15 protein-coding genes are annotated in these 24,192 nt (G+C 29.6%); 10 read left to right on the top strand and 5 right to left on the bottom strand.

The genetic code is table 11. The features are described 5' to 3' along the window. Position 1: 1 nt before the first annotated feature. Positions 2-916: a tRNA 5-methoxyuridine(34)/uridine 5-oxyacetic acid(34) synthase CmoB gene (gene cmoB / locus FDK22_RS13960; protein WP_138153603.1), complete on the bottom strand. Its 915-nt coding sequence runs from the start codon at positions 914-916 to the stop codon at positions 2-4. A gap of 137 nt (positions 917-1,053) precedes the next feature. Between cmoB and ccsA the strand changes: the two genes are divergently transcribed. From ccsA to FDK22_RS13940, 4 genes are all read left to right on the top strand, one after another. Then, positions 1,054-3,861: a cytochrome c biogenesis protein CcsA gene (gene ccsA, locus FDK22_RS13955; protein WP_138153602.1), complete on the top strand. Its 2,808-nt coding sequence runs from the start codon at positions 1,054-1,056 to the stop codon at positions 3,859-3,861. A gap of 108 nt (positions 3,862-3,969) precedes the next feature. Then, positions 3,970-4,707, top strand: coding sequence for a response regulator transcription factor (locus FDK22_RS13950; protein WP_138153601.1), 738 nt, complete (start codon positions 3,970-3,972; stop codon positions 4,705-4,707). Between the two features lie 63 nt (positions 4,708-4,770). Continuing rightward, entirely contained in the window at positions 4,771-7,605 is a 2,835-nt protein-coding gene (locus FDK22_RS13945; protein ID WP_138153600.1) for a transporter substrate-binding domain-containing protein, read from the top strand. 2 nt (positions 7,606-7,607) lie between these two features. After that, the gene (locus FDK22_RS13940; protein WP_138153599.1) at positions 7,608-8,582 is read left to right on the top strand and encodes a GGDEF domain-containing response regulator; all 975 of its coding nucleotides are present in this window, start codon (positions 7,608-7,610) and stop codon (positions 8,580-8,582) included. 445 nt (positions 8,583-9,027) lie between these two features. Here FDK22_RS13940 and lpdA read toward each other — a convergent pair whose 3' ends face one another. From lpdA to aceE, 3 genes are read right to left on the bottom strand one after another with little or no spacing between them, the layout of a single operon-like run. Next, complete coding sequence (lpdA, locus tag FDK22_RS13935) at positions 9,028-10,803, bottom strand: dihydrolipoyl dehydrogenase (RefSeq protein ID WP_138153598.1); 1,776 nt, start codon at positions 10,801-10,803, stop codon at positions 9,028-9,030. Positions 10,804-10,812: 9 nt separating this feature from the next. Continuing rightward, positions 10,813-12,546 (bottom strand): dihydrolipoyllysine-residue acetyltransferase, encoded by a 1,734-nt coding sequence (gene aceF, locus FDK22_RS13930; RefSeq protein ID WP_138153597.1) that lies wholly within the window; start codon positions 12,544-12,546, stop codon positions 10,813-10,815. A gap of 10 nt (positions 12,547-12,556) precedes the next feature. Beyond that, positions 12,557-15,229 (bottom strand): pyruvate dehydrogenase (acetyl-transferring), homodimeric type, encoded by a 2,673-nt coding sequence (gene aceE / locus FDK22_RS13925; RefSeq protein ID WP_138153596.1) that lies wholly within the window; start codon positions 15,227-15,229, stop codon positions 12,557-12,559. A gap of 291 nt (positions 15,230-15,520) precedes the next feature. Here aceE and FDK22_RS13920 point away from each other — a divergent pair, with 291 nt between their 5' ends. Both FDK22_RS13920 and lipA read left to right on the top strand, forming a co-directional pair. Beyond that, a complete protein-coding gene (locus FDK22_RS13920; protein WP_228711727.1) occupies positions 15,521-16,273 on the top strand; it encodes a lipoate--protein ligase family protein in 753 nt (250 codons plus the stop codon). Then, complete coding sequence (gene lipA / locus FDK22_RS13915) at positions 16,245-17,153, top strand: lipoyl synthase (protein ID WP_171013004.1); 909 nt, start codon at positions 16,245-16,247, stop codon at positions 17,151-17,153. The genes FDK22_RS13920 and lipA overlap by 29 nt, the downstream gene beginning before the upstream one ends. A gap of 3 nt (positions 17,154-17,156) precedes the next feature. Here the strand turns inward: lipA and FDK22_RS13910 are convergent, their stop codons facing one another. Further along, positions 17,157-17,894 (bottom strand): IclR family transcriptional regulator, encoded by a 738-nt coding sequence (locus FDK22_RS13910; RefSeq protein ID WP_171013003.1) that lies wholly within the window; start codon positions 17,892-17,894, stop codon positions 17,157-17,159. Between the two features lie 371 nt (positions 17,895-18,265). Here FDK22_RS13910 and FDK22_RS13905 point away from each other — a divergent pair, with 371 nt between their 5' ends. Genes FDK22_RS13905 through FDK22_RS13890 form a run of 4 tightly spaced genes read left to right on the top strand, consistent with a single transcriptional unit; the run spans position 18,266 to position 24,025 of the window. Continuing rightward, positions 18,266-19,399: an HpcH/HpaI aldolase/citrate lyase family protein gene (locus tag FDK22_RS13905; protein ID WP_138153593.1), complete on the top strand. Its 1,134-nt coding sequence runs from the start codon at positions 18,266-18,268 to the stop codon at positions 19,397-19,399. A 16-nt stretch (positions 19,400-19,415) separates the two neighbouring features. Beyond that, positions 19,416-21,935, top strand: a complete 2,520-nt coding sequence (locus FDK22_RS13900; protein ID WP_138153592.1) for an aldolase/citrate lyase family protein — start codon at positions 19,416-19,418, stop codon at positions 21,933-21,935. A gap of 9 nt (positions 21,936-21,944) precedes the next feature. Beyond that, positions 21,945-23,018 carry a MaoC family dehydratase gene (locus FDK22_RS13895; RefSeq protein WP_138153591.1) on the top strand — a complete coding sequence of 358 codons (1,074 nt, stop codon included), beginning with the start codon at positions 21,945-21,947 and terminating at the stop codon, positions 23,016-23,018. A gap of 23 nt (positions 23,019-23,041) precedes the next feature. Further along, the gene (locus FDK22_RS13890) at positions 23,042-24,025 is read left to right on the top strand and encodes an HpcH/HpaI aldolase/citrate lyase family protein (protein ID WP_138153590.1); all 984 of its coding nucleotides are present in this window, start codon (positions 23,042-23,044) and stop codon (positions 24,023-24,025) included. The last annotated feature ends 167 nt before the right edge of the window (positions 24,026-24,192 follow it).

Below are 24,192 nucleotides of genomic sequence, written 5' to 3'. Positions count from 1 at the left end.
CTTACTGTATCTTTTTAGCTTTCATATAAACTCTTTTTGGAGCAGGATACCCTTCAACTGTTTTAGTTCTATCATCTGGATCTAAAAAGTCTTCTAAACTTTGATCAAAAGACCATGATGTTTTTCTTTGTTCTTCACTAGTTGTTGTTGTTGTGGCAATAACTTCAATATCCTCAAACCCAGCACGACTAAGCCAATTTGTCAAAGCAGGAATTGTAGGTATAAAATAAATATTAGGAATTTTTGAATATCTCTTGTTTGGAGTTAAACAAATCTCATCTTCTCCATCTATCATAAAAGTATCAATTAAAATTTCACCTTTACTATTTAATCCCCTTGCAAGAGATTTTAATGTTCCCACGGGATCTGGTCTATGGTATAAAACACCAAGCATAAATATAAAATCAAATTTATGATTGTAATACTCTAAATGCTCAACCCCTAACATTTCATAAATAATATCTGATTTTACAAAATGATTAACAAACTCAAATTGATGTAAGGTCAGAGGACTTGGGTCAAAACCAATAAGCCTTTTTGGCTTATCTTCAAGCATTCTAAACATGTAATAACCATTATTACATCCAATATCAGCGACTACCTTATTTTTTAGATTAAAATGTGGTCTTATTAAATTATATTTGATATTACTTTGCCATTCACTATCTATTTCTAAGCCAAATAGGTTAAATGGTCCCTTTCTCCAAGGAATAAGTTTTTTTGCAGTCTCTTCAAGTAAGGCAAATTCATTATCAGTAAGATTTTCCCTTTTCCCCACTGTAAACCAATCACCATAATCAATTTTTGCGTTTTTAATATCTAAATCAGAAATCTTAAGAAGTTGGTTATACCAAGGTTCTACATTTTTCCATTTTCGACATTCATCTTTTTTCTTTTTTAATATATCTAAATCCATTTGGAAATTATAGTAAAGTAAATATTTAAATCACTTAAGTTTTTTTATTTTCTTTAACATTTGTGTATATCTCTACACGATAAATCCATACATCAATTGTATAATTTACGAATTTTTATACACACAAAGGACAAAAATTGAAACCTCTGACAAATGTCTTATTCTCCTTTAAGACAACACTAATTTTGTTTGCAATCCTAGCAATAGGGGCAGGAGTTGCAACATTCATAGAAAATGATTATGGTACTTCAACTGCAAGAGTACTTATATACAGCAATATTTGGTATGAAACTGCTTTAGTTTTAATGATAGTAAACTTAATTGGTATTATCATTAAATTTAAGATGTGGAAAAATACACCGAGATTTATTTTTCACGCATCATTTGTAGTTATTTTGATTGGTGCAGCTGTTACTAGATATATTGGGTATGAAGGAATTGTTCATATTAGAGAGGGTCAAACTCAAAATAGAATGATTTCATTAGAACCTTATTTACAAGTAAAAATTAAACAAAAAAATAAAAGTTTTTACAAAGAATTCCAACATGAATTTGCTGCTTCAAGTTTAAGAAAAGGTATGGAAGCTGGTGAAACTGTAGGTATTGTAGCAACATTAGGACAATTAGCTAATAAATTTAACCACAATATTATTTTTGATGATAAAAACTTAAATATAGAATATGTAGACTATATTGTAAGTAAAAAAGGTCGATCTGAAATGGGTATTTTAATTGTTAATGTTACATTAGATGGTGAAACTAGAACAGTTAGATTACCAGGTAAAAGAGGTCAAAAAGGTGTTGAGAAAATTGAAGGGTTTAAAGATACAGTTGTTGCTTTAGAGTATGGTTCAAAAACATTAGAACTGCCATTTTCAATTAAACTTAGAGACTTTCAATTAGATAGATATCCAGGAAGTATGGCACCCTCTTCTTATGCTTCAGAAGTTACAGTTTTAAAAGATAACAAGTCTTATGATTATAGAATATTTATGAATAGAACTTTACATGAAGGAAATTTCTTATTTTTCCAAAGTTCTTATGACCAAGATGAACAAGGAACAGTTTTGTCAGTTAACAACGACCCTGGAAAATGGCCTACATATTTAGGTTATTTCCTATTAACTCTAGGATTAGTTTTAAATCTTTTTGATAAAAAATCAAGATTTTGGAAACTAACTAAATTTGTAAGTAGTAAAAATGTAGCTGCAATTCTTACTGCATTATTCTTTACTTTTTCTTCTCAAAACCTTATGGCAGAAGAAACAAATACACATGGGTTAGATATTAAAACATCACAAAATGATATTGCTACTTATTTAGAAAACTTTAAAAATAATTCTAGTGTAACAGCTGAAAAATTTTCAAAAATTGTAGTACAAAGTAATGGTGGTAGAATGAAACCACTTAATACACTAAACCATGAGATTTTAAATAAACTTTCTGGAAAAAGCTCTTTATTTGGTATGAATTCTGACCAAATTGTTTTAGGTATGTTATCAAGACCTGAAGTTTGGAGAAATGTTGCTATGATTAAAATCAAAACACCAAAACTTAAAAAGATTTTGGGAATTGATGCTAATCAAAATTACATCTCTTTCTCACAAGTATTCAAAGATGGTAAATATATATTAACTGAGCATGCTCAAAAAGCTACAATGTTATCGCCAAATCAAAGGGGAACTTTTGAAAAAGATATTATTAAATTAGATGAAAAACTAAATATTGCGTATATGGTTTACAATGGTACACTATTTAGAATGTTCCCACAAGTAAATGCAAATGATAATAATACATGGTACTCGCCACTTGATGCAATTAGAACATTCCAAGAGGATAATCAAAGGGCAATTGAATCTTTAATAAGAGGTTTTGTAAACTCAGTTGTTTCTGAAAACTGGGAATTATCAAATAAATTTATTAGTATGATTATGGATTACCAATCACAAGTTGGTTCTGAAGTTATGCCAAAACAAAGTGAAATTGATAATGAAATTATGTTTAATAAATTAAATATTTTCCCTAAATTAACAATAGCATATCTTATCCTTGGATTTATTATCTTAATTGCTGCATTTGTTGTAGTATTTAACCCAAAAATCAAACCTAGAAAAACAACTTTATTTTTCTTTATTATTTTAGGTCTTTTATTTGCTGCACATACATTTGGAATGGGATTTAGATGGATAATTTCAGGACATGCTCCTTGGTCTGATACATATGAATCTTTATTGTATATTTCATGGTCAGCAGTCTTTGCAGCAGTTGTTTTCTTTAGAAAATCATTACTTGCTTTAAGTGCTGGTGTTATTGTTGCAGCTATCTTTATGTTTACTGCACACTTAACAACTATTGACCCACAAATTACAAATTTAGTTCCAGTTCTTAAATCATATTGGTTAACAATTCACGTATCTGTTTTAACTGCATCTTATGGTTTCTTTGGACTTGGTGCAATTTTAGGATTCCTAGCCTTAATTTTATTTATCTTTAGAAAAGGTAGACCTCACTTAGATGAAACAATTAAACATATTACTGCAATTAATGAGATTGCACTAATTATTGGTTTAAGTGCTATTACTATAGGTAACTTCTTAGGTGGTGTTTGGGCAAATGAATCATGGGGTAGATATTGGGGATGGGACCCTAAAGAAACATGGGCATATGTTTCAATCGTAGTTTATGCTTTAGTTGTTCACCTAAGATTTGTAAAAGCATTAAATACTCCATTTATTTTTGCTGTAGCTTCATTGTTAGCCTTTAGTAGTATTCTTATGACTTATTTTGGAGTTAACTTCTATCTTTCTGGACTACACTCATATGCAACAGGAGATCCAGTTCCTATTCCAATGTGGGTATATTATGTAACAGCTGGTGTATTCCTTACAATTGCCCTTGCATATAAAAATCAAGACTTAAAAGACAACTTAAATACAACAAAATAATAACTAGGTCATTTGACCTAGTTATCCCCTCTTTTCTAACAATATAATAATCTTTCAGATAATTTAACTTTTTTTTAGTATAATTTCATTTAAATAAAGAGGATTAACATGAATCATGATAATTTAAAGAAAATAATAGATATCACAAAAAGTTTAAATACCCTTTATATAGAAGATAATAATGATGTTAGAAATCAAACATTAAAAATGCTTAATATTTTTTTCGAAAATATTATAGTTGCGACAAATGGGAATGAAGGCCTAAGTTTATTTAAATCAAAAAACAAATTTGAATCTTCTTCTTTTGATTTAATTATTACTGATATTGAAATGCCTGTGAAAGATGGTATAACTATGATTAATCAAATTAGAGAAATTGATAAAGAGATACCTATCCTAATTTTTTCTGCCCATAGTAATACTGAATATTTTTTACAAACAATTGATGCAGGAATTGATGGATATATATTAAAACCATATTCAATTGATCAAATATCTAACTCTTTATCTAAAATAATTGAAAAGAATAAACTAAAAACAATAAACAATCATATAATTAATCTTGAAAATGATTTTTTATGGAATACTGAAGATTCCTTACTTTTTAAAGATGAAGAAGAGATAAAGCTAACAAAATCAGAAATAAAACTATTTACTCTATTTATATCAACTAAAGGTTCATTAAAAACATATGATGAGATAGAAAACTATATTTTTGATGAATACTCAACTAGTTCAAAAAGAGTTAGAAATTTAATGTCAAGATTAAAACAAAAACTTGACTATGAGCTATTTGAATCAATTTATGGACATGGGTATAAATTAAAATATAAAAAAATTTTATAGTTTATGAGACAGTTAAGAGACTATTTTTTGTTACAATTATTAAAATAAAATCAAAAGTGAACTATGAATTTTTTAAGAATTATCTTTATACTTATATTAATTAATAATTTTTTATTTTCACAAGAAATAAATCTAACCTTAGAAGAAAAAGATTTTTTAAAAAAAAATTCACCAATAAGATTACACAACGAACTAAACTGGCCCCCTTATAATTTCAATGAAAATGGACAACCAAAAGGTTTTTCAATTGACTATATGAATCTTTTAGCAAAAAAGCTGAATATTGATATAGTATATATAACTGGCCCTTCTTGGGATGAGTTTATGAATATGTTGCAAGAAGATAAATTAGATGCAATAATTAATATCTCAAAAAATGAACAAAGGGCAAAAACAATAGCCTTTACTTCAATATTTCATACAGCTGCAAATGCAATATATGTAAAAAGAGGAAATGAATACTTAGATAGTCTTGAAAAACTTGAAGGAAAAACTTTAGTTATGCCTAAAGGATTTTTTGCTCAAAAAGCTATTGCAAAGTATTATCCAAAAATAAAACAAATATTAGTAAAAGATACACTAGAGTGTTTAAAAGTACTTTCTTTAGGTAATGCCGATGCCACAATTGGTAAAAAAAATGTGATTGACTATGTAATTACCTTAAACAATATCTCAGGGGTTGTACCTACAAACTATGTTGATGATAATAGAATGGTTAGTTTAATTAGAATTGGTACATCAAAAGATAAAACTATATTAAGAGATATTTTTGAGAAAGCCCAAAAAAATGTCACTGATGAAGAGATTTTAGCCTTAAAAAGAAAATGGTTTGGGGTAAAAGATATACTTAATAGTAAACCTTCTAATTTTTTAAATATCAATGAAATTAAATATATCAATTCAAAAAAAATCTTTAGAATGTGTAATATTCCAGATTTAAAACCTATTGAGTTCTTTGAAAACAGTAAATTTCAGGGGATTACAATTGATATACTAAAAAGTATTACTGATAAAACTAATATGAGATTTATACCTGTAAAAACAAATTCATGGGAAGAAGCCAAAAGTTTTTTAAAAGAAGGGAAATGTGATTTTATCCCTACAGTCACAAAAAGCGAAGATTTAATTGATTTTGCAACTGTAACAAAACCTTTTTTAAGCTATAAACTTGCTATTATAACCCAAAAAAACAAACCTGTTGCAACAAGTTTAGAAGATATCTTAGATAAAAGTATAGCAAAAAGAAAAGATTCAAAAATAATTCAAGTTTTAAGATCATCATATCCTGATTTAAAGGTAATTGAAACAAATACAAATAGAGAGTCTTTAGAAGCAGTTAGTAAAGGAAATGCTTATTTTGCCTTAGAACCACTACCTATTGCTTCATATTATATCTCTAACTATGCACTTAAAAATCTTTATATTTCAAGATATACAAATATGCCATTTACCGTTCATATGGCTGTTGCAAAAGATAATAAATTACTCTTATCTATTTTAAATAAATCTATAAACAATATTTCACAAACAGAAAGAAGAGAAATATTTAGTAAATGGACTGCATCATCTTTAAATTATAAAGCAATTACTGATTATGAATATTTTTGGGAAATTGTATCTACCCTACTTTTTCTAATTTTAATTTTTTCATATAGACATTATGTATTAGATAAATTAAATAAAAACCTTACTTCTGCAAATGAAGAGATTGAAAAGAAAACAAAAGAATTAGAGAAACAAAAGCTTCTTTTTGAAACCCTATATACAAAATCTGCTGATGGGGTTATTTTAATTAGAGATGGGATTATATCAAGCTGTAATGAAGCAACTTTAAAGATTTTAAAATTTGATGAATCAGAAATAATTAATAATACCCTTGAGAATTTAGCTCCAGCAATTCAACCAGATTCACAAAGTTCAAAAACGATTATAAAAAAATATATGGATGAAGCATTAAATGATGGAGTTGTAAGTTTTGAGTTAGTTTTAACTGATGCAAGTCAATCAGATATATGGGCAGAGATTGTATTTACTTCAATTGAGATAGAAAGTAAACTTTTTTTACACACTGTAATTAGAGATATTACTAGCAGAAAAAACCTTGAACAAAAGCTTGAAGATTTAAATTCAAATCTAGAGAAAAGGGTTATAGAAGAAATAAAAAAGAATGAGATAAATACACAAAGATTGGTTCAACAAAGTAGATTAGCCCAAATGGGAGAAATGATATCAATGATTGCACATCAATGGAGACAACCTCTATCGGCTATTTCTGCAACAACAAATAATCTAATTTTAAAAATGATTATAAGTGATGAAGTAGATAAGAAATATTTTGATAATGAACTAAAACTTATTACTGAATATTCTCAACATCTTTCATCTACAATTGATGACTTTAGAAACTTCTTTAAAACAGATAAAGAGAAAGTTTGCTTTAAACTAAATCAAGTCATTAATAAATCTTTATATCTTATTAATACAGCCCTTGACTCAAATGGTATAAAATTAGAAAAACATTTAGATGAAACAATAGAGATATACTCATACCCTTCTGAATTACAACAAGTTATTTTAAATATCTTAAAAAATGCAGAAGATGCATTAAATGAAAATACAAATATAAAAGATAAACAAATTACAGTTATAACATATAAAAAAGATAATTCTAAGGCAATTATTGAAATTATTGATAATGCTGGTGGAATAAGTAATGAAGTTAAAGAAAAGATTTTTGATCCATATTTTTCTACAAAAACAAAGAAAGATGGAACTGGTCTTGGACTTTATATGAGTAAAATTATAATAAATGAGCATTGCAATGGAAGACTTTTTGTATCAAACGCAAATGATGGTGCAAATTTCCAAATTGAACTGCCACTATATAAAAAGGTATAAATATGTCAGCTAATTTAAAAGAACTATTAGAGCATACACAAACGTTAAGTGTCTTATTTATTGAAGACAATTTTGATGTAAGAATACAACTTGTGAAACTTCTAGAAAACTTTTTTTCTGATATTGATGTTGAAGTTGATGGAGAAGAAGGTTTAAAAAGATTCAAAGAGTATTATTCTACTAATGGAACTTTTTATGATTTAATAATTACCGATTTAAGTATGCCTAGATTTGATGGTATTAGTTTATGTAAAGAGATTTCAAAAATAAATGAAGACCAAACTATTTTGGTGATTTCTGCACATACAGAATCAGAAAAGCTGATAAAACTTATAGATATAGGTATATATAAATTTTTACAAAAACCAGTTGATTATAGGGATTTATTATCAACAATTACTTCTATATCAGAAAAACTAAAAAGTAGGAAATCCTTTAAACAATTAAAATCAGAAGTCAAATCAATTAGAAATAATAATGTTATTTTAAATCAACTAGCAATAACAGATAAATTAACTTCAATATACAATAGAAGATATCTTGATAATATCTTACTTGAAAAAATTGAAAAATTTAATAAAAAAGAACAAAAGAAACTAAGCATTATTTTTATTGATATTGACGACTTTAAAAAGATTAATGATAATTTTGGTCATGTAAAAGGGGATAAAGTCTTAGTAGAATTTAGTGAAATTATAAAATACAATATAAGAACTGAAGATATTTTTGGAAGATGGGGAGGTGAAGAGTTTATAATAATTAGTGAAAGCTCTTTAGAAACAACTGTCGAAATAGCAAACAAACTTAAAAATGTTATTGAAGAACATACTTTTTGTAAGGATTTAGAATTAACATCAAGTTTTGGTATAACAACTTGCAAATATAATGATACCCTATCAACTATAATTCAAAAAGCTGATTATGCCTTGTATCAAGCAAAAAAGAATGGTAAAAATCAAGCTTTTTTAATTGAATAATTTATAAAGTCAATTTATGTAGTCTGTAAACTTTTCTAAAAAAGATAAGCCATGGTATTAATATCAATACTAAGGATAAATAGAAGATATCTTTTGAAAATTCGAAAGGTACAGCAAGGGAGACTATATACATTAGTATTAAATTAATAGGTATAAATATAACTCTATTGTCAAATTTTACACCTCTTTTTTTCATACAAAGCATTATCTTGTAGTTTATTGTAGTTATAAAAACTATAGTAAATGTGACAAAAACAGAAACATTCCAGAATTCATTTTTTATAAAAAGATTTTCATCTAATAAACTTAACAAAAACGGAATATACAATAAAGACAACATAAATGAATATGTAAATGATGTCTTTTGATATCTATTTGTAAATAAAGGCATTCTTTAATCCCAATATTTGCCACAAAGAGAAAACTCTTTGTGGTATAAATTAATTTATTTTTTCTTTACAGCTTTAGCATTTGGTAAGTCTGTAATACTACCATGGAAAATCTCTGCTGCCATTCCAACTGATTCATGTAATGTTGGATGGGCATGAATTGTAAGACCTATATCTTCTGCATCACAATCCATTTCAAGTGCAAGTGAGATTTCACCAAGTAATTCACCAGCATTATCACCAACAATAGCTCCACCAATAACTTGATGAGTATCTTTGTCAAAAATTAGCTTTGTCATACCAGCATGTGAAACATCAGAAGCTATCGCACGTCCAGAAGCAGTCCAAGGGAAAGTAGCAACTTCATAATTAATCCCCTGCTCTTTTGCTTGAATTTCACTTAAACCTGCAGTTGCAATTTCAGGGAAAGTATATGCAATACCTGGAATTTGTTTAGGTTCAAAGAATACTTTATGTCCAGCAATAACTTCAGCAGCAACATGACCTTCATGAACAGCTTTATGTGCTAACATAGGACCACCAATAATATCTCCAATTGCAAAAATATTAGATACTTTTGTTCTCATTTGCTTATCAACTGAGATAAATCCATGCTCATCAACTTCAACACCAGTGTTCTCAAGACCAATTTTTAATCCATTAGGAGTTCTTCCCATTGCTACAAGTACAGCATCATACATTTGAGGTTCAGGTGCATTTTCACCCTTAAACTCAACATAAATACCATCAGCCTTTGGAATAATTGCTTGTGTTTGAGTTTTAAACATAAAGTTAAATCTTTTTTCATTTGCTTTTGTATAAATTTTAACAATATCTTTATCTGTCCCTGTCATAACTTGAGGACCTCTTACTACAACATCAACTTTAGAACCTAATTTTTCATAAACAGTTCCCATCTCAAGACCAATAATTCCACCACCCATTACAAGTAGTCTTTTTGGTACTTCTTTTACTTCTAATGCATTTGTTGAATCCCAAATTCTTGGATCTTCATGTGGAATAAATGACATTTTAGAACTCTGGCTTCCTGCTGCAATAATACAATTATCAAAGCTAACCTTTGTTTGTTTACCTTCAACATCAGTATGTTCAACAATAACATTATTCTCATCAATAAATTTAGCATTTCCTTGAACAACAGTTACATTTCTCATTTTAGCCATTGCTGACAATCCATCAGTTAATCTTTTTACAACTCCTGATTTATAAGCAGCAACTCCAGGTAAATCAATCTCTGGTTTAGCAAATTTGATACCAGCATGATTAATATGTTCTGCTTCTTCAATAACTTTTGCAACATGAAGTAAAGCTTTTGAAGGGATACACCCTACGTTTAAACAAACTCCACCTAAAGTTGGATGTCTTTCAACTAAAACAGTTTTCAAACCTAAATCGGCACATCTAAATGCAGCTGAATATCCACCAGGTCCTGCCCCAATAACTAAAACTTCCCCTTTTATTTCACTAGCATCAGAAGAAACAGATACTTCTGTTGCTTGTGGCTTTGTTGTAGTTGTAGTTTCTTCTTTTACCTCTGCAACAGGTGCAGGGGTTTCAGAAGATGCCTCTTCTTCAACTTCAACTCTAGCAATTAAATCACCAGAGTTCATTTTATCACCAACTTTTACTAGAATCTCTTTTACAATTCCACCATGTGTTGTTGGTACATCCATTGATGCTTTTTCTGTTTCAAGTGTTATAAGTCCATCTTCTTCTTCAACAGAATCTCCAACTTCAACCATAACTTCAATTAAGTCAACATCTTTATCTGCACCTAAATCAGGAATATGTATATCAATAATTTTACCCATCATTATTCCTTATAGACTTAACAATCTAATATCGCTTAAAAGCTTAGATAAAGTTGTTGTAAATCTTGCACCATCAGCACCATCAATAACTTTATGGTCATAAGATAAAGATAATGGTAACATTAATTTTGGAACAAACTCTTCACCATTCCATACAGGTTTCATTTCAGATTTTGATAATCCTAAAATTGCAACTTCAGGAGCATTGATAATTGGAGTAAATTTAGTTCCACCAATTCCACCTAATGAAGAGATTGTAAAACAAGCACCTTGCATATCAGTTGATTTTAGTTTTCCATCTCGAGCTTTTGCAGAAATCTCTTTTAATTCTAAAGCTAATTGTTTGAAACCTTTTTTATCAACATCTTTGATTACAGGAACTACTAATCCATTTGGAGTATCAACTGCAACAGCAATATGGAAATATTTTTTATAAACTAAACTTTGACCATCTGGTGTAAGTGAAGTATTAAATTTAGGATGAATTTCAAGTGCTTTTGCAACAGCTTTTAATACAAATACTAATGGTGATAATTTATAATCAACAGCAATTGCATTTTGAGCTTTTCTAAAGCTTTCCATCTCTGTAATATCTGCTTCATCAAATTGTGTTACGTGTGGCATTGCCAACGCATTTCTATGTAATGATGGCCCAGAAATTTTTTGAATTCTACTTAGCTCAACAGTTTCAATATCTCCAAATTGGCTAAAATCGATAACTTTTGCTTCTGGTAAGTTAAATCCAAGTCCACTACCTGAAGTTGCTGCTGCAACTGCTGGTTTAGATAATTGCTCTTTTACATAAGCTTTAATATCTTCTTTTAGAACTCTTCCTTTTCTTCCACTACCTTTAACAAAACCTAAGTCAACACCAAACTCTCTAGCTAATTTTCTAACTGATGGTGAAGCATAAACTTTTTTAGCTTTTTCAGTTAAAACAGCATTTGATACAGGTGCAGAAGTAGCTGCTACTTCTTGAACAGTAACTGATTTTTTAGGCTCTTCTTTTTTAGGTTCATCTTGTTTTTTTGCTGGAGTTGGAACTTTTGATTCCATAACAACTGTCTTAACCATTTTTGCGATTAAATCACCAGAATTAACTTTATCTCCAGCACTTACAAATAATTCTAAAATCTCTCCTGCAAATGGTGCAGGAACATCCATAGATGCTTTTTCTGTTTCTAGAGTAATAAGTCCATCTTCAAATTCAACAGTATCACCAACAGATACCATAACATCAATTAAATCAACATCTTTATCAGCACCTAAATCTGGTACATGAACCTCTTCAATAACTGAACAAATTGTTTGTTCATTTACAAATTGGCAAGAGATTTCAGCACCACTAGCACTAATTGCTTTTAACTCAGCTTCTGCTTCAGCAATACCCATAACTGAACCAGAACCATCTTCATATGATGGTTCAGGTGAAGTAACTTGAGATACAGGAGTTTCTTCTTTTACCTCTGCAACAGGTGCAGGGGTTTCAGAAGATGCCTCTTCTTCAACTTCAACTCTAGCAATTAAATCACCAGAGTTCATTTTATCACCAACTTTTACTAGAATCTCTTTTACAATTCCACCGTGTGTTGTTGGTACATCCATTGATGCTTTTTCTGTTTCAAGTGTTATAAGTCCATCTTCTTCTTCAACAGAATCTCCAACTTCAACCATAACTTCAATTAAATCTACGTCTTTGTCTGCACCTAAATCAGGAATAAAAATATCTACTAGTTTACCCATTTTTTACTCCTTATAATTTCACTGGATTAATTTTAGATGCATCAATACCATATTTAGTCATTGCATCTTTTACAACTGACTTTTCTATTTTTCCAGCGTCAGCAAGTTGTGCTAAAGTTGTAAATACAATAAAGTCAGTATCAACTTCAAAGAATTTTCTTAAATTTGCTCTTGAATCAGATCTACCAAAACCATCAGTTCCTAATGCTTTAAAAGAACCTTTTACAAATGGAGCGATTTGCTCTGAATATGATTTCATATAATCTGTTGTTGAAATAATAATATTTTCATCATCACTTCCTAGAACTTGATCAACATATGAAATTTCATCTTCACTATCTATATTTAATAAGTTACTTCTTTCAACATCTTGAGCTTGTCTAGTTAATTCATTATAAGAAGTAACAGAATAAAGTTCAGATGCAATTCCATATTCATTAGCTAAAACATCAGCAGCAGATAATACTTGTTGGAAAATTGAACCAGAACCTAATAATTTAACTTTAAAGTTATTCTTAGCTTCAACAGTTTTATACTTATAAATACCTTTTAAGATACCCTCTTCAACACCTTCAGGCATTGCAGGTTGTTGATAGTTCTCATTTAATGTAGTAATATAATAGAAAATATCTTCTTGATTCTCACCATACATTCTTTCAATACCATTTTGAACTATTACAGCAACTTCATATCCAAATGTTGGATCATAAGTTACACAATTTGGAACTGTATTAGCAATAATATGAGAATGTCCATCTTCATGTTGTAAACCTTCACCATTTAATGTAGTTCTACCTGAAGTACCACCTACTAGGAAACCTCTTGCCATTTGGTCTCCCGCTGCCCAAGTGATATCACCTGTTCTTTGGAATCCAAACATTGAGTAGAAGATATAAAATGGAATCATTGGACAATCGTTTACAGAATAAGAAGTTGCCGCAGCAATCCAAGAACCCATAGCTCCAAGTTCATTAATACCTTCTTGAAGTACTTGACCTTTTTTATCTTCTTTATAATATGCAACTTGATCTCTATCTTGAGGAATATATTGTTGACCTTCAGAAGAATAAATACCTAATTGTCTAAACATACCTTCCATACCAAAAGTTCTAGCTTCATCTGGAACAATTGGAACAATTCTTTTTCCAATTTTTTTATCTTTTACTAATACATTTAATATTCTAACAAAAGCCATTGTAGTAGAAATTTCTCTATCACCACTTCCATCTAAAACAGCTTTAAATTTGTCAAGTTCAGGAATCTCTAATTTTCCAGAAAACTTAGGTCTTCTTTGTGGTAAATGTCCACCTAATTCTTCCCTTCTAGCTTTCATATATTTAAATTCTTCAGAATCCTCTGGGAATGTATAATATGGATAAGTTTCTAATTCCTCATCAGTTACAGGAATTCTAAATCTATCTCTAAATTTTCTTAATGAGTCAGTATCAACTTTTTTAACACCATGTGCGATGTTTTTACCCTCAGCTGCTTCACCCATACCGTAACCTTTTACAGTTTTCGCTAAAATTACAGTCGGTCTATCTTTAGTTTCATTTGCTGCTTTATATGCTGCATATACTTTTAATGGATCATGTCCACCTCTATTTAATGCAAAAATTTCAGCATCTGACATATTTTCAACTAATTTTGCAGTTTCTGGATATTTGTTAAAGAAGTGTTCTCTTGTGTATGCTCCACCTTTTTGTTTAAAGTTTTGGTATTCACCATCAACAGTTTCTTCCATAAGTTTAAGAAGTTTTCCAGATGTATCTTTTTTAATTAAAGCATCCCAGTGTCTACCCCAAATAACTTTAAGAACTCTCCATCCATTACCTCTAAAGTTACCTTCTAATTCTTGAATGATTTTACCATTTCCTCTAACAGGTCCGTCAAGTCTTTGTAAGTTACAATTGATAACAAATACTAAGTTATCTAATCCTTCTCTACCAGCAAGTCCAATTGCTCCTAATGATTCTGGTTCGTCACACTCACCATCACCCATATAACAATATACTTTTTGTTCAGAACAATCTTTAATCCCTCTATCTGTTAAATATTTTAAAAATCTTGCCTGATAAATTGCTTGAATTGGTCCAAGTCCCATAGAAACAGTTGGGAATTGCCAATAGTTAGGCATAAGTTTTGGATGAGGGTAAGAAGATAATCCATCTCCTAAAGCTTCTTGTCTAAAATTATCCATTTGTTCTTGAGTAATTCTACCTTCAACAAAGCTTCTTGCATAAATTCCTGGAGCAATATGTCCTTGATAAAAAATTAAATCTCCACCATCTTTTTCATTGGGTGCTCTAAAAAAGTGATTAAACCCTACATCATATAAAGTTGCAGAAGATTGGAAAGATGCGATATGTCCACCTAACTCTAAGTTCTTTTTCGAACCTCTTTGAACCATCATAGCAGCATTCCATCTTATAGCAGATCTGATTTTTCTTTCAATATCTCTATCACCTGGCATTTTTGGTTCATTATCAACATCAATACTATTTAAATATGCAGTTGTAGCTTTAAATGGTAAATATGTACCACTTCTTCTAGCTTTATCAATTAATTGCTCTAAAAGGTAGTGAGCTCTCTTAGGACCTTCCTTCTCTAAAACTGCATCTAGGGCATCAATCCACTCCAGTGTTTCTTCTGGATCAATGTCGTTTAAGTTTATTTCTGACATTCATACTTCCTTACTTAAATTTTTCTTAATTTTTAAGATAATTTTCACTTTAAAGACTGAACATATGTTCATTATGTAAAAATTATGTACTAATTCGCACCATAAATCCGAATTCTGAACATATGATACTTATCTTATTTTAAACTAAACTAAATTTAAAAAATTAATTTATTTTTTAAGATATCTTATATATAAATGAAATTATAATGAAAAAAAGGTGATGAAAATTTACTATTTTCTAAAAGAAGTTTTAGTTTTTTTTGAATTTAAATTAAAGGTAGATTATACATTTTGTTTGATAAAAAAACATTTAGATTGATTGTATCAAATCAAGGTTCTTCAAAAGAAAATATGGCAACAGATGAATCATTATTGAAAAATTATGAGAATAATGACTTACCAATATTAAGATTATATACTTGGGACAATGATAGTTTGACAATTGGGATTTCCCAAAATATCGAATCTTATGATTTTCTAGAAAATCAAAAAGAAAAAGTTGCTAAAAGAATAACTGGTGGTGGAATTTTATTTCATGGTCATGATATTTCATATTCTTTAATAATACCAACGGATATTTTATCAACACTAAGTATAAAAAAATCTTATGAATATATATGTCAATTTCTACTAAATTTTTACAAAAATTTAGGTCTAAATGTTTGCTACGCAAAAGACAATGAAAAGATACAATTATCTAAAAGTGAGTTTTGTCAAGTGGGATTTGAAGCTTATGATATCCTTGTAAATGGAAAAAAAATTGGTGGGAATGCACAAAGACGAACAAAAAAAGCAATTTTTCAACATGGATCAATCCCATTGGTTGCTACAAAAAGTAACAATTTTGATGAGAGATATGGGATAAGTCTTGAAGATATTGGAATAAAATTAGATTCAAAAGATGCAATCAATCAAATTATTGAAGCATTTAGAACTACTTTTAATGTTATGTTAAAAGAAGAAAAACTAAAAAATAAAGAAATAGATTTAAAAAACAACTTGTTAAAGGAAAAATATGACTATAGCAACGAATCAATTAAGTAATATAAATAAAAAAATTGATTTTAAAAAACCTGAATGGTTAAGAAAAAAACTTGTACCACATGCACAAAAAGAGATGGAGAACCTACTTGGAGAACATGGACTTCATACAATTTGTCAAGAAGCAAAATGTCCAAATATTAGTGAATGTTTTGCTAAGAAAAATGCTACATTTATGATTTTAGGTGATTTGTGTACAAGAAGATGTCAATATTGTAATGTTAAAACTGGAAATCCAAACGGTTATGTTAATGAAAAAGAAGTTCAAGAAATTACAACTTCTGTTCAAAAATTAGGATTAAAATTTGTTGTTATAACTAGCCCCGCTAGAGACGATTTAAAAGATGGTGGAGCAAATCATTTTTATGAAGTTACAAAAAGTATTTTAGAAAATACAGAAGATACTCAAGTTGAAATACTTATACCTGATTTTCAAGCAGATGATGATTCTTTAAAAAAAGTTGTTGATTCAGGTGCAGTAATTATTGGACATAATATTGAAACAGTACCATCAATGTATAAAATTAGAAAAGGTGCTACATACCAAAGATCATTAGATGTTTTACAAAGACTAAAAGAATTAGGTGGTAATAAAATTAAAACTAAATCAGCTTTAATGGTTGGACTTGGTGAAACGGAAGAAGAGATGATTCAAGTATTTAAAGACTTAAGAGAAGTTGGTTGTGATTTTTTAAGTATTGGTCAGTATTTAGCACCAAGTGGAGACTATGCAAAGGTAAAAGAGTTTGTTCATCCAGATCAATTCGACAGATATAAAAAATTAGCAAAAGAATTAGGTTTCTCTTTTGTACATTCAACACCATATGCTAGAAGTTCTTATTTAGCACACGAATATTTATCAAACAACAAAGGAAGTCTATAAGACTTACCTTTGGTTATAACTATTTACTAACTTAAATATCTCTTGCCCAAATTTATGAAGTTTTTCATCTTCAAGTCTTACAGATAAACCAGATATTCCAACTGCACCCACAAACTTATTTTGCTTATCAAAATAAGGTACGGCAACAGATTTTAATCCAAATTCATACTCTTCTGTACCAATTGAGTAACCTCTTTCTCTGATTAGGTCTAACTCTTTTTGTAATTTTGTTTTACAGGTTATTGTATAAGATGTATATTTTGTTAACTCTAAAGACTCTATTTTAACTTCAGGAGTAAAAGCAATTAGTACTTTTCCAAAAGCATTTGCGTGTAAAGGAGAATGTAATCCAATTGAATCTCTAGTTTTTAAAACTCTAGTTGACATATCTATTTGATTTAAATTTAAAGCTAAATTATTATCTAATATATAAATATATGCCGCTTCATTTGTTAAATGAAAAATCTGATCCAATAACGCTGCGGTTTTTTCTATAATCTTTTCTCTATCGTTTTTAAATACAATTTTTCTTAATATATCACTTAAAATAATCTCTTTTGAATCACCTTTATATTCTATGAAATCTTCACTCATTAAAGTTGTAACCAACCTAGACATAGTACTTTTATCTATTTCAAGTTTTTGACACAAAGTATTAGCAGTAACTGGTTTATTAGCTTTCATAATCTCTTTTAAGACATGAAGCCCTTTTTTAAACGACTTATTTGGACTATTTTGCAATTTATCTCTTCTATTAATTTTTTTAAATTTTATCATTTTTTCAATAAATGTATAAAAAAAAACTTCATACAAAAACATATAAAAGAATATTTTGTTCCTAAATAACATACAAAATTGTACAAATTTTAAAAAAAAATTTTTACATTATAAGAGTTTTGAAAAAAATTTTCTCACATTGTGAAACTATCATATTCTCACTTTATAATATCTCGATTTGATGGGCTCTACAAAGATAATAAAATTTTTCTTAAAAATAAAATTAGTTTTTCAAACAATGTTTCAGTTTATTTTACATATGGATTAATTCGCTTATCAGAAATTAATCTGAATAAGATTTTTAACAGAAATTATTAGGAAAAGAGGGAAAAATTATGAATTCATCTTTCGTAGATTTATCAAAATTAACTGCAAATGACGATTTATCACCTGTGCTAGGGGGAAAATGGCCAGGTATTCAAATTTATTATCCACCAATTAAGTTCAATCCACTTGATGGAACTTATGAAACTATGGAGCAAGCAAAATATAGATTACAAAAACATGCTTATAAAACAAAAGCTCATACAGTTTTATTTGACTTAGAAGATGGATGTAGACAAAAAGAGATGTCAAGGGAATTACTAATTCAAGAACTTCCAAAGTTTCCTGAAAGAGATTTTCAAATTGCTGTAAGAATTAATCCATTCAGAACAGCAGAGTATGAAGAAGATTTAAAAATGTTAAAACAAATTCACAAATATATTGATGCAATTGTTTTAGCAAAAGCTGGTGAAGTTTATGGAGCTGCTGAGATTAGAGATTTATCATCTTGGTTAATTTCAATTGGTGCAAATTTACAGATTCAACCAATTATTGAGCACCCTAAATCATTACAGATTGCTGATAAATTAATGCAATATTCAACTGTACAACATGTTGTATTTGGTATCCATGACTTCTCAAAAGCTATGGCTTACAAAATTACTCCAGAGGGTTGGATAGATGAATTAGAAACATTCTTTAATATGCTTACAATGGAAGCTAGAATTAAAGGTAAAGGTGTTATTGGTGGGGTTGAAGTATTACTTACACCAAATTCATTACCTGATTCATGTGTTGAGAAAAAAGATATTAGAAGATGGTTAGATTTACATGGTGATGATGCATCAAGACATGTATATGCACATGCACAAAGAGAATATGCAATGGGATTAACAGGTAAACAAGTTATTACTCCTAATCATATCAATGTTTGTAAAGTTGCCTTTACTCCATCTCCAAAAGAGATTGCAAAAGATATTGATATTTTAAAAGCAGCTATTGAAACAGATGCTTTATTAAGTGGTGCCATTAGATATGAAGGTGAAATGTTAGATCCACCAATGTTTGGTAAATCATTACAAAACATCTTAAGAGCAAATGCACTTAATAGTTTAAGTAAGAAAGATTATGAGTTTGCTGTAACAGTATTAAATAAAATGCCATTACATACATTTAAAGAAAACTGGCCTTATGGTCAAATCTAATTAGGGAGTTGAAATTATGAGTTCAAATGTAAAAATTGAAGTACCTGAATTTTTAAATATTGGTGTTGCGTGTACATCAAGTCATTTAGGAACAGCTAAAGAAAACAGTACTGCAATGATTATTGAAGATGATAAACTTGGTACTGATGAGATTACTTATAAAGAGTTATCTGAAAAGTCTGATCAAGTTTGTAACTTCCTAACATCAATTGGGATTGGGGCAAGGGATAGAGTATTAGTTTGTTTAAAAAATTCACTAGCTTACCCTATTTCGTTTTTTGGAGCTATTAAAGCGGGAATTATTGCAGTACCAACTTCTACACTTTTAAGTGGTTCAGAGGTTAAATATCTTGCAGAAGATTCTCAAGCAAGTGCAATTGTTATGAGTGCAACTATGTTTGAAAATCTAGTTCCATATTTAGAAAATGTTGACAATTTAAAAACAATCATTGTTGCAGGGACTGATAGTGTTGCAAATTATAAAGTTCCAAAAGGGATGAAAGTATATGCTTTAAATGAGATTTTAGCAACTACAGATAAGACACCTAATCATTACCCGTCAAAATCTGGTGAGCCTGCATACTTAGTATATACATCTGGAACAACAGGATACCCAAAGGGAGTTTTACACTCACATAGATCTTTAGTTGGAAGAACTCCTGCTACAGAATATTGGTTTGATTTTAAAGAGAATGATAGAATCATGCACTCTGGTAAATTCAACTGGACATATGTATTAGGTTCTGCACTTATGGATCCATTATTTAATGGTCATACTGTAATTGCATATGAGGGGGCAAATGATGCTTCAACATGGATTGATTTAATTAAAAAACACCAATGTACAATTTTTATTGGGGTTCCAACAATCTATAGACAAATCATACAAAAAACTGATTTTTCTATCAATGATTGTCCATCATTAAGATATTGCATGTCTGCTGGTGAACATTTATCTGATGAGATGTTAGGTTTATGGAGAGAAAGATTTAATCAAGATATTTTTGAAGCAATTGGTATGTCTGAGTGTTCATATTATATTTCTCACTCTAAAAACAATCCAATTAGACCTGGAAGTGCAGGATTTGTTCAACCAGGACATACTGTAAAACTACTTGATCCAGATACTTTAGAAGAAGTTGGATTAGAAGAAGAGGGAATGATTTGTATTGGTGAAGATGATCCAGGTTTATTCTTAGAGTACTGGCAATTAGAAGAAGAAACAGCTAAAGCTAGACACGATGGATACTTTTTTACAGGTGATTATGCAAAAAGAGATAAAGATGGATATATCTGGTTTATTGGTAGAAAAGATGACATCATTAACACATTTGGATTTAGAGTATCTCCACATGAGATTGAAAGAGTTGTAAAAACTCACGATTTAGTAGCTGATTGTGTTGCCTTTGGTCTTGATTTAGAAAAAGATAAAACTTTAGTTGCTATTGCAGTTATTGGACATGAAGATTTAACTGAAGAACAAGAGCAAGAGATTCTTGCATTTTCTCAAGCAAATCTTGCTAAATATAAAGCTCCAAAAGTTATCTTTGGAATGAAAGATTATCCAAGAACTAAAAATGGAAAAGTATTAAGAAAGCAACTTGTAAAACAATTACATGAACAATATCATGCAGTTGAAACTGGTGAAGAGATTGTTGAATATAAAGCTAGAAGATCAATGATGTTTGTTCCAGCTTATAATAAAAAATATGTAAAAAAAGCAAAAACAGTTTTAGCTGATTCTGTTGTATTTGATATAGAAGCAATTTTACATGAGCAAAAAGAGATTGCAAGAAATACGATTAGAGAAGTTTATGCTGAAGAGGGTTCAAAGTTTGGTGAATCAGAAAGAGTTTTAAGAGTTAATAATATTGGAACTGAAGAGTTAACAAAAGATTTAGAACTTGCACGAGAGATTGAGATTGATGCAATTTTATTTTCTCAAATCGAAACAGTTGAACAAGTTTTAGAAGCAGAAAGATTAATTAATGAAGTTAATCCTGACTTAACAATGATGGTGATGATTGAAACTCCATTAGCGATTTTAAATTCACCTGATATCTGTGAAGCTTCAAAGAAAACTGAAGTTATTGTTGTTGGTTCGAATAGTTTAGCAAATAGACTTCAAATTGACATTAAAAAAGGTTCAAAAGCTATGTTTAATTACCTAGCGCGTATTGCATTATCTGCAAAAGCTTATGGTAAAACTGTTATTGATGGACCACACAATGATGTACATGATGAGTTTGCTTGTGAAGATTCAACAAAAGATGCGTTTAACTTAGGATTTGATGGTAAAGCATTAATCCATCCAGTTCAAGTTGAATATATAAATGATATCTTTACTCCAACTCAAAAAGAGGTTCAAGAGTATGAAGAGATGATTTCTAAATATGAAGAAGCTGAAAAAGATGGTAAAGAGGTTATCCAATATAAAGATAAACTTGTTGACAAATGTAGAATTAAATGGGCTAAAAAGATGATTACCCTTTATGATACATATAAATCTTTAGGTCAAAACCTATTTGGAAAATAAGGAAAGTAGATGTCTAAAATTAGTACAAAAATAAATGTTGGTAACTTTTTTGAAGATTTTTCAATTGGACAAAAAATTATCCACCCTCTTCCTAGAACAATAACTGAAGGTGAAGTATCTTTATACATCGCCTTCACTGGTTCTAGATTTGCTTTACATTCATCTGATGAATTAGCTCAAGAGATTGGATACAACGAAAGACCAATTGATGATATCTTAATGTTTCACTTAACATTTGGTAAATCGGTTCAGGATATATCTTTAAATGCAATTGCAAATTTAGGTTATGCTGAAATCTCTTTTCCAAACCCTGTTTTTATTGGGGATACAGTTAGAATGGAATCAACTGTAATTGGATTAAAAGAGAATTCAAATGGAAAATCTGGAGTTGTTTATGTTCATTCAATTGGATATAACGAACAAGATAAAGAGGTATTAAACTTCAAAAGATGGGTTATGGTTCACAAAAAAGATAAAGAAACTATGATTGGTATCAATGAGGTTCCAACATTTGCTGAATCAACACCAATAGTTGAAGATATAAATATTCCAGAGATTGACATGGTTGATACTAATGCAACTGGTGGTGAATATTTCTTCGAAGATTATGAAGTTGGAGAAAGATTAAATCACCCAGAGGGTATTACAATTGATGACAGTGACCATACTTTAGCAACAAAGTTATACCAAAACAATGCAAAAGTACACTTCAATGACCATATGATGAAATCTACTCCTATGGGTGAAAGATTAATGTATGGTGGTATTGTAATCTCAATTGCAAGAGCAATTTCATTTAATGGTTTACAAAATGCTCAATGGGTTTATGCAATTAACTCAGGAGCTCACTGTAACCCAACATATGCTGGAGATACAATCTATGCATATACAGAGGTTTTAGATGTAATTGATCATAGTAGAGATGATTTAGGATTATTAAGATTAAGAACTGTTGCTATTAAAAATCAAAAGTCAGATGAGATTGAGTCACCAAAAGGTGAAGATGGTAAGTACTTAAAAAATGTAGTACTTGATTTAGATTACACTGTAATCGTTCCAAAGAAAAAAACTAAAAAACAATAATTTATAAAAGAGAGGAAATAATTATGACACATCCAAACGAAGCACTATTTGAATCAGGTAAATCTTTACCAATTATCCCAACTTGTGAGCATTTTGCAGGAAGCGAGAAACTAATTTTAAAAGGTTTCGAGATGCAAAAGAAACTTGGACCTGTATTTGATATTACTTGTGACTGTGAAGATGGAGCAGAAACTGGAAAAGAAGTTGAACACGCAGAAATGATTGTTAGAGTTGTTAACTCTGATGCTAACCCATACGCAATGGCTGGTACAAGAATTCACGATTTCTCACACCCAGATTGGAGACAAGATGTTGATATTTTAGTTCCAGGTGCTGGAGAAAAATTAGCATATATTACATTACCAAAATCAACTTCTTATGAAGATGTTAAAACTCAAATTGAGTATATTCAAGAAGTAGCTAAAAAATCTGGTATTACAAGAGAGATTCCAATTCATATCTTAATTGAAACTCATGGAGCTTTACAAGATGTTGAAAAAATTGCAACTTTACCATGGCTTCAAGTTTTAGACTTTGGTTTAATGGACTTTGTTTCTGGTTACCAAGGAGCAATCCCAGCATCTAATATGAGATCTCCAGGTCAATTTGATCACAGATTAATTGGTGCTGCAAAAGCAAGAGTTGCACAAGCAGCAATTCAAAACCATGTTATTCCTTGTCACAATGTAACACTTGATCTTAAAAACCCATACCAAACTTATAAAGATGCTGAAAGAGCAAGAAATGAATTCGGATTTATGAGAATGTGGTCAATTTACCCAACACAAGTACAAGCAATTGTTGATGCAATGAAACCAGATTTCACAGAGTTAGAAGCTGCACAAAATATTTTATTAAATGCGCAAGATGCTGAGTGGGGACCAATCCAATATGATGGTGAGTTACACGATAGAGCTACTTATAGATATTTTTGGGAACTAGTTCAAAGAGCACATTTCTCTGGTGCAAAATTAATGGATGAAGTAAATACTAGATTTTTTTCTTAAAATATTGAACTAAATATATTTTCTAAATTATACTTTTGGGAAAAGAGAGTAATCTCTTTTCCCAAATAAACAAAGGGAAAAAGACATGAAACAACTAATGCAAACTGTCACAATTAAACTAGCCATGCTCTGTGGAGCAGTCAAGGTAGTCAAAAATTTAAATTGTG

It is taken from the genome of Arcobacter arenosus (assembly GCF_005771535.1).
In the GTDB taxonomy this organism is placed as follows: Bacteria; Campylobacterota; Campylobacteria; order Campylobacterales; family Arcobacteraceae; genus Halarcobacter; species Halarcobacter arenosus.
Note: the sequence above shows the minus strand (reverse complement) of the source record. Positions and strands in the feature narration are given on the sequence as shown.

Coding starts and splice junctions, on each gene's coding strand:
- FDK22_RS13940 (WP_138153599.1), top strand. CDS start 7,608: ATGTCAGCTAATTTAAAAGAACTATTAGAGCATACACAAACGTTAAGT.
- FDK22_RS13945 (WP_138153600.1), top strand. CDS start 4,771: ATGAATTTTTTAAGAATTATCTTTATACTTATATTAATTAATAATTTT.
- FDK22_RS13905 (WP_138153593.1), top strand. CDS start 18,266: ATGAATTCATCTTTCGTAGATTTATCAAAATTAACTGCAAATGACGAT.
- FDK22_RS13950 (WP_138153601.1), top strand. CDS start 3,970: ATGAATCATGATAATTTAAAGAAAATAATAGATATCACAAAAAGTTTA.
- lpdA (WP_138153598.1), bottom strand. CDS start 10,803: ATGGGTAAAATTATTGATATACATATTCCTGATTTAGGTGCAGATAAA.
- cmoB (WP_138153603.1), bottom strand. CDS start 916: ATGGATTTAGATATATTAAAAAAGAAAAAAGATGAATGTCGAAAATGG.
- aceE (WP_138153596.1), bottom strand. CDS start 15,229: ATGTCAGAAATAAACTTAAACGACATTGATCCAGAAGAAACACTGGAG.
- lipA (WP_171013004.1), top strand. CDS start 16,245: ATGACTATAGCAACGAATCAATTAAGTAATATAAATAAAAAAATTGAT.
- FDK22_RS13890 (WP_138153590.1), top strand. CDS start 23,042: ATGACACATCCAAACGAAGCACTATTTGAATCAGGTAAATCTTTACCA.
- FDK22_RS13895 (WP_138153591.1), top strand. CDS start 21,945: ATGTCTAAAATTAGTACAAAAATAAATGTTGGTAACTTTTTTGAAGAT.
- FDK22_RS13900 (WP_138153592.1), top strand. CDS start 19,416: ATGAGTTCAAATGTAAAAATTGAAGTACCTGAATTTTTAAATATTGGT.
- aceF (WP_138153597.1), bottom strand. CDS start 12,546: ATGGGTAAACTAGTAGATATTTTTATTCCTGATTTAGGTGCAGACAAA.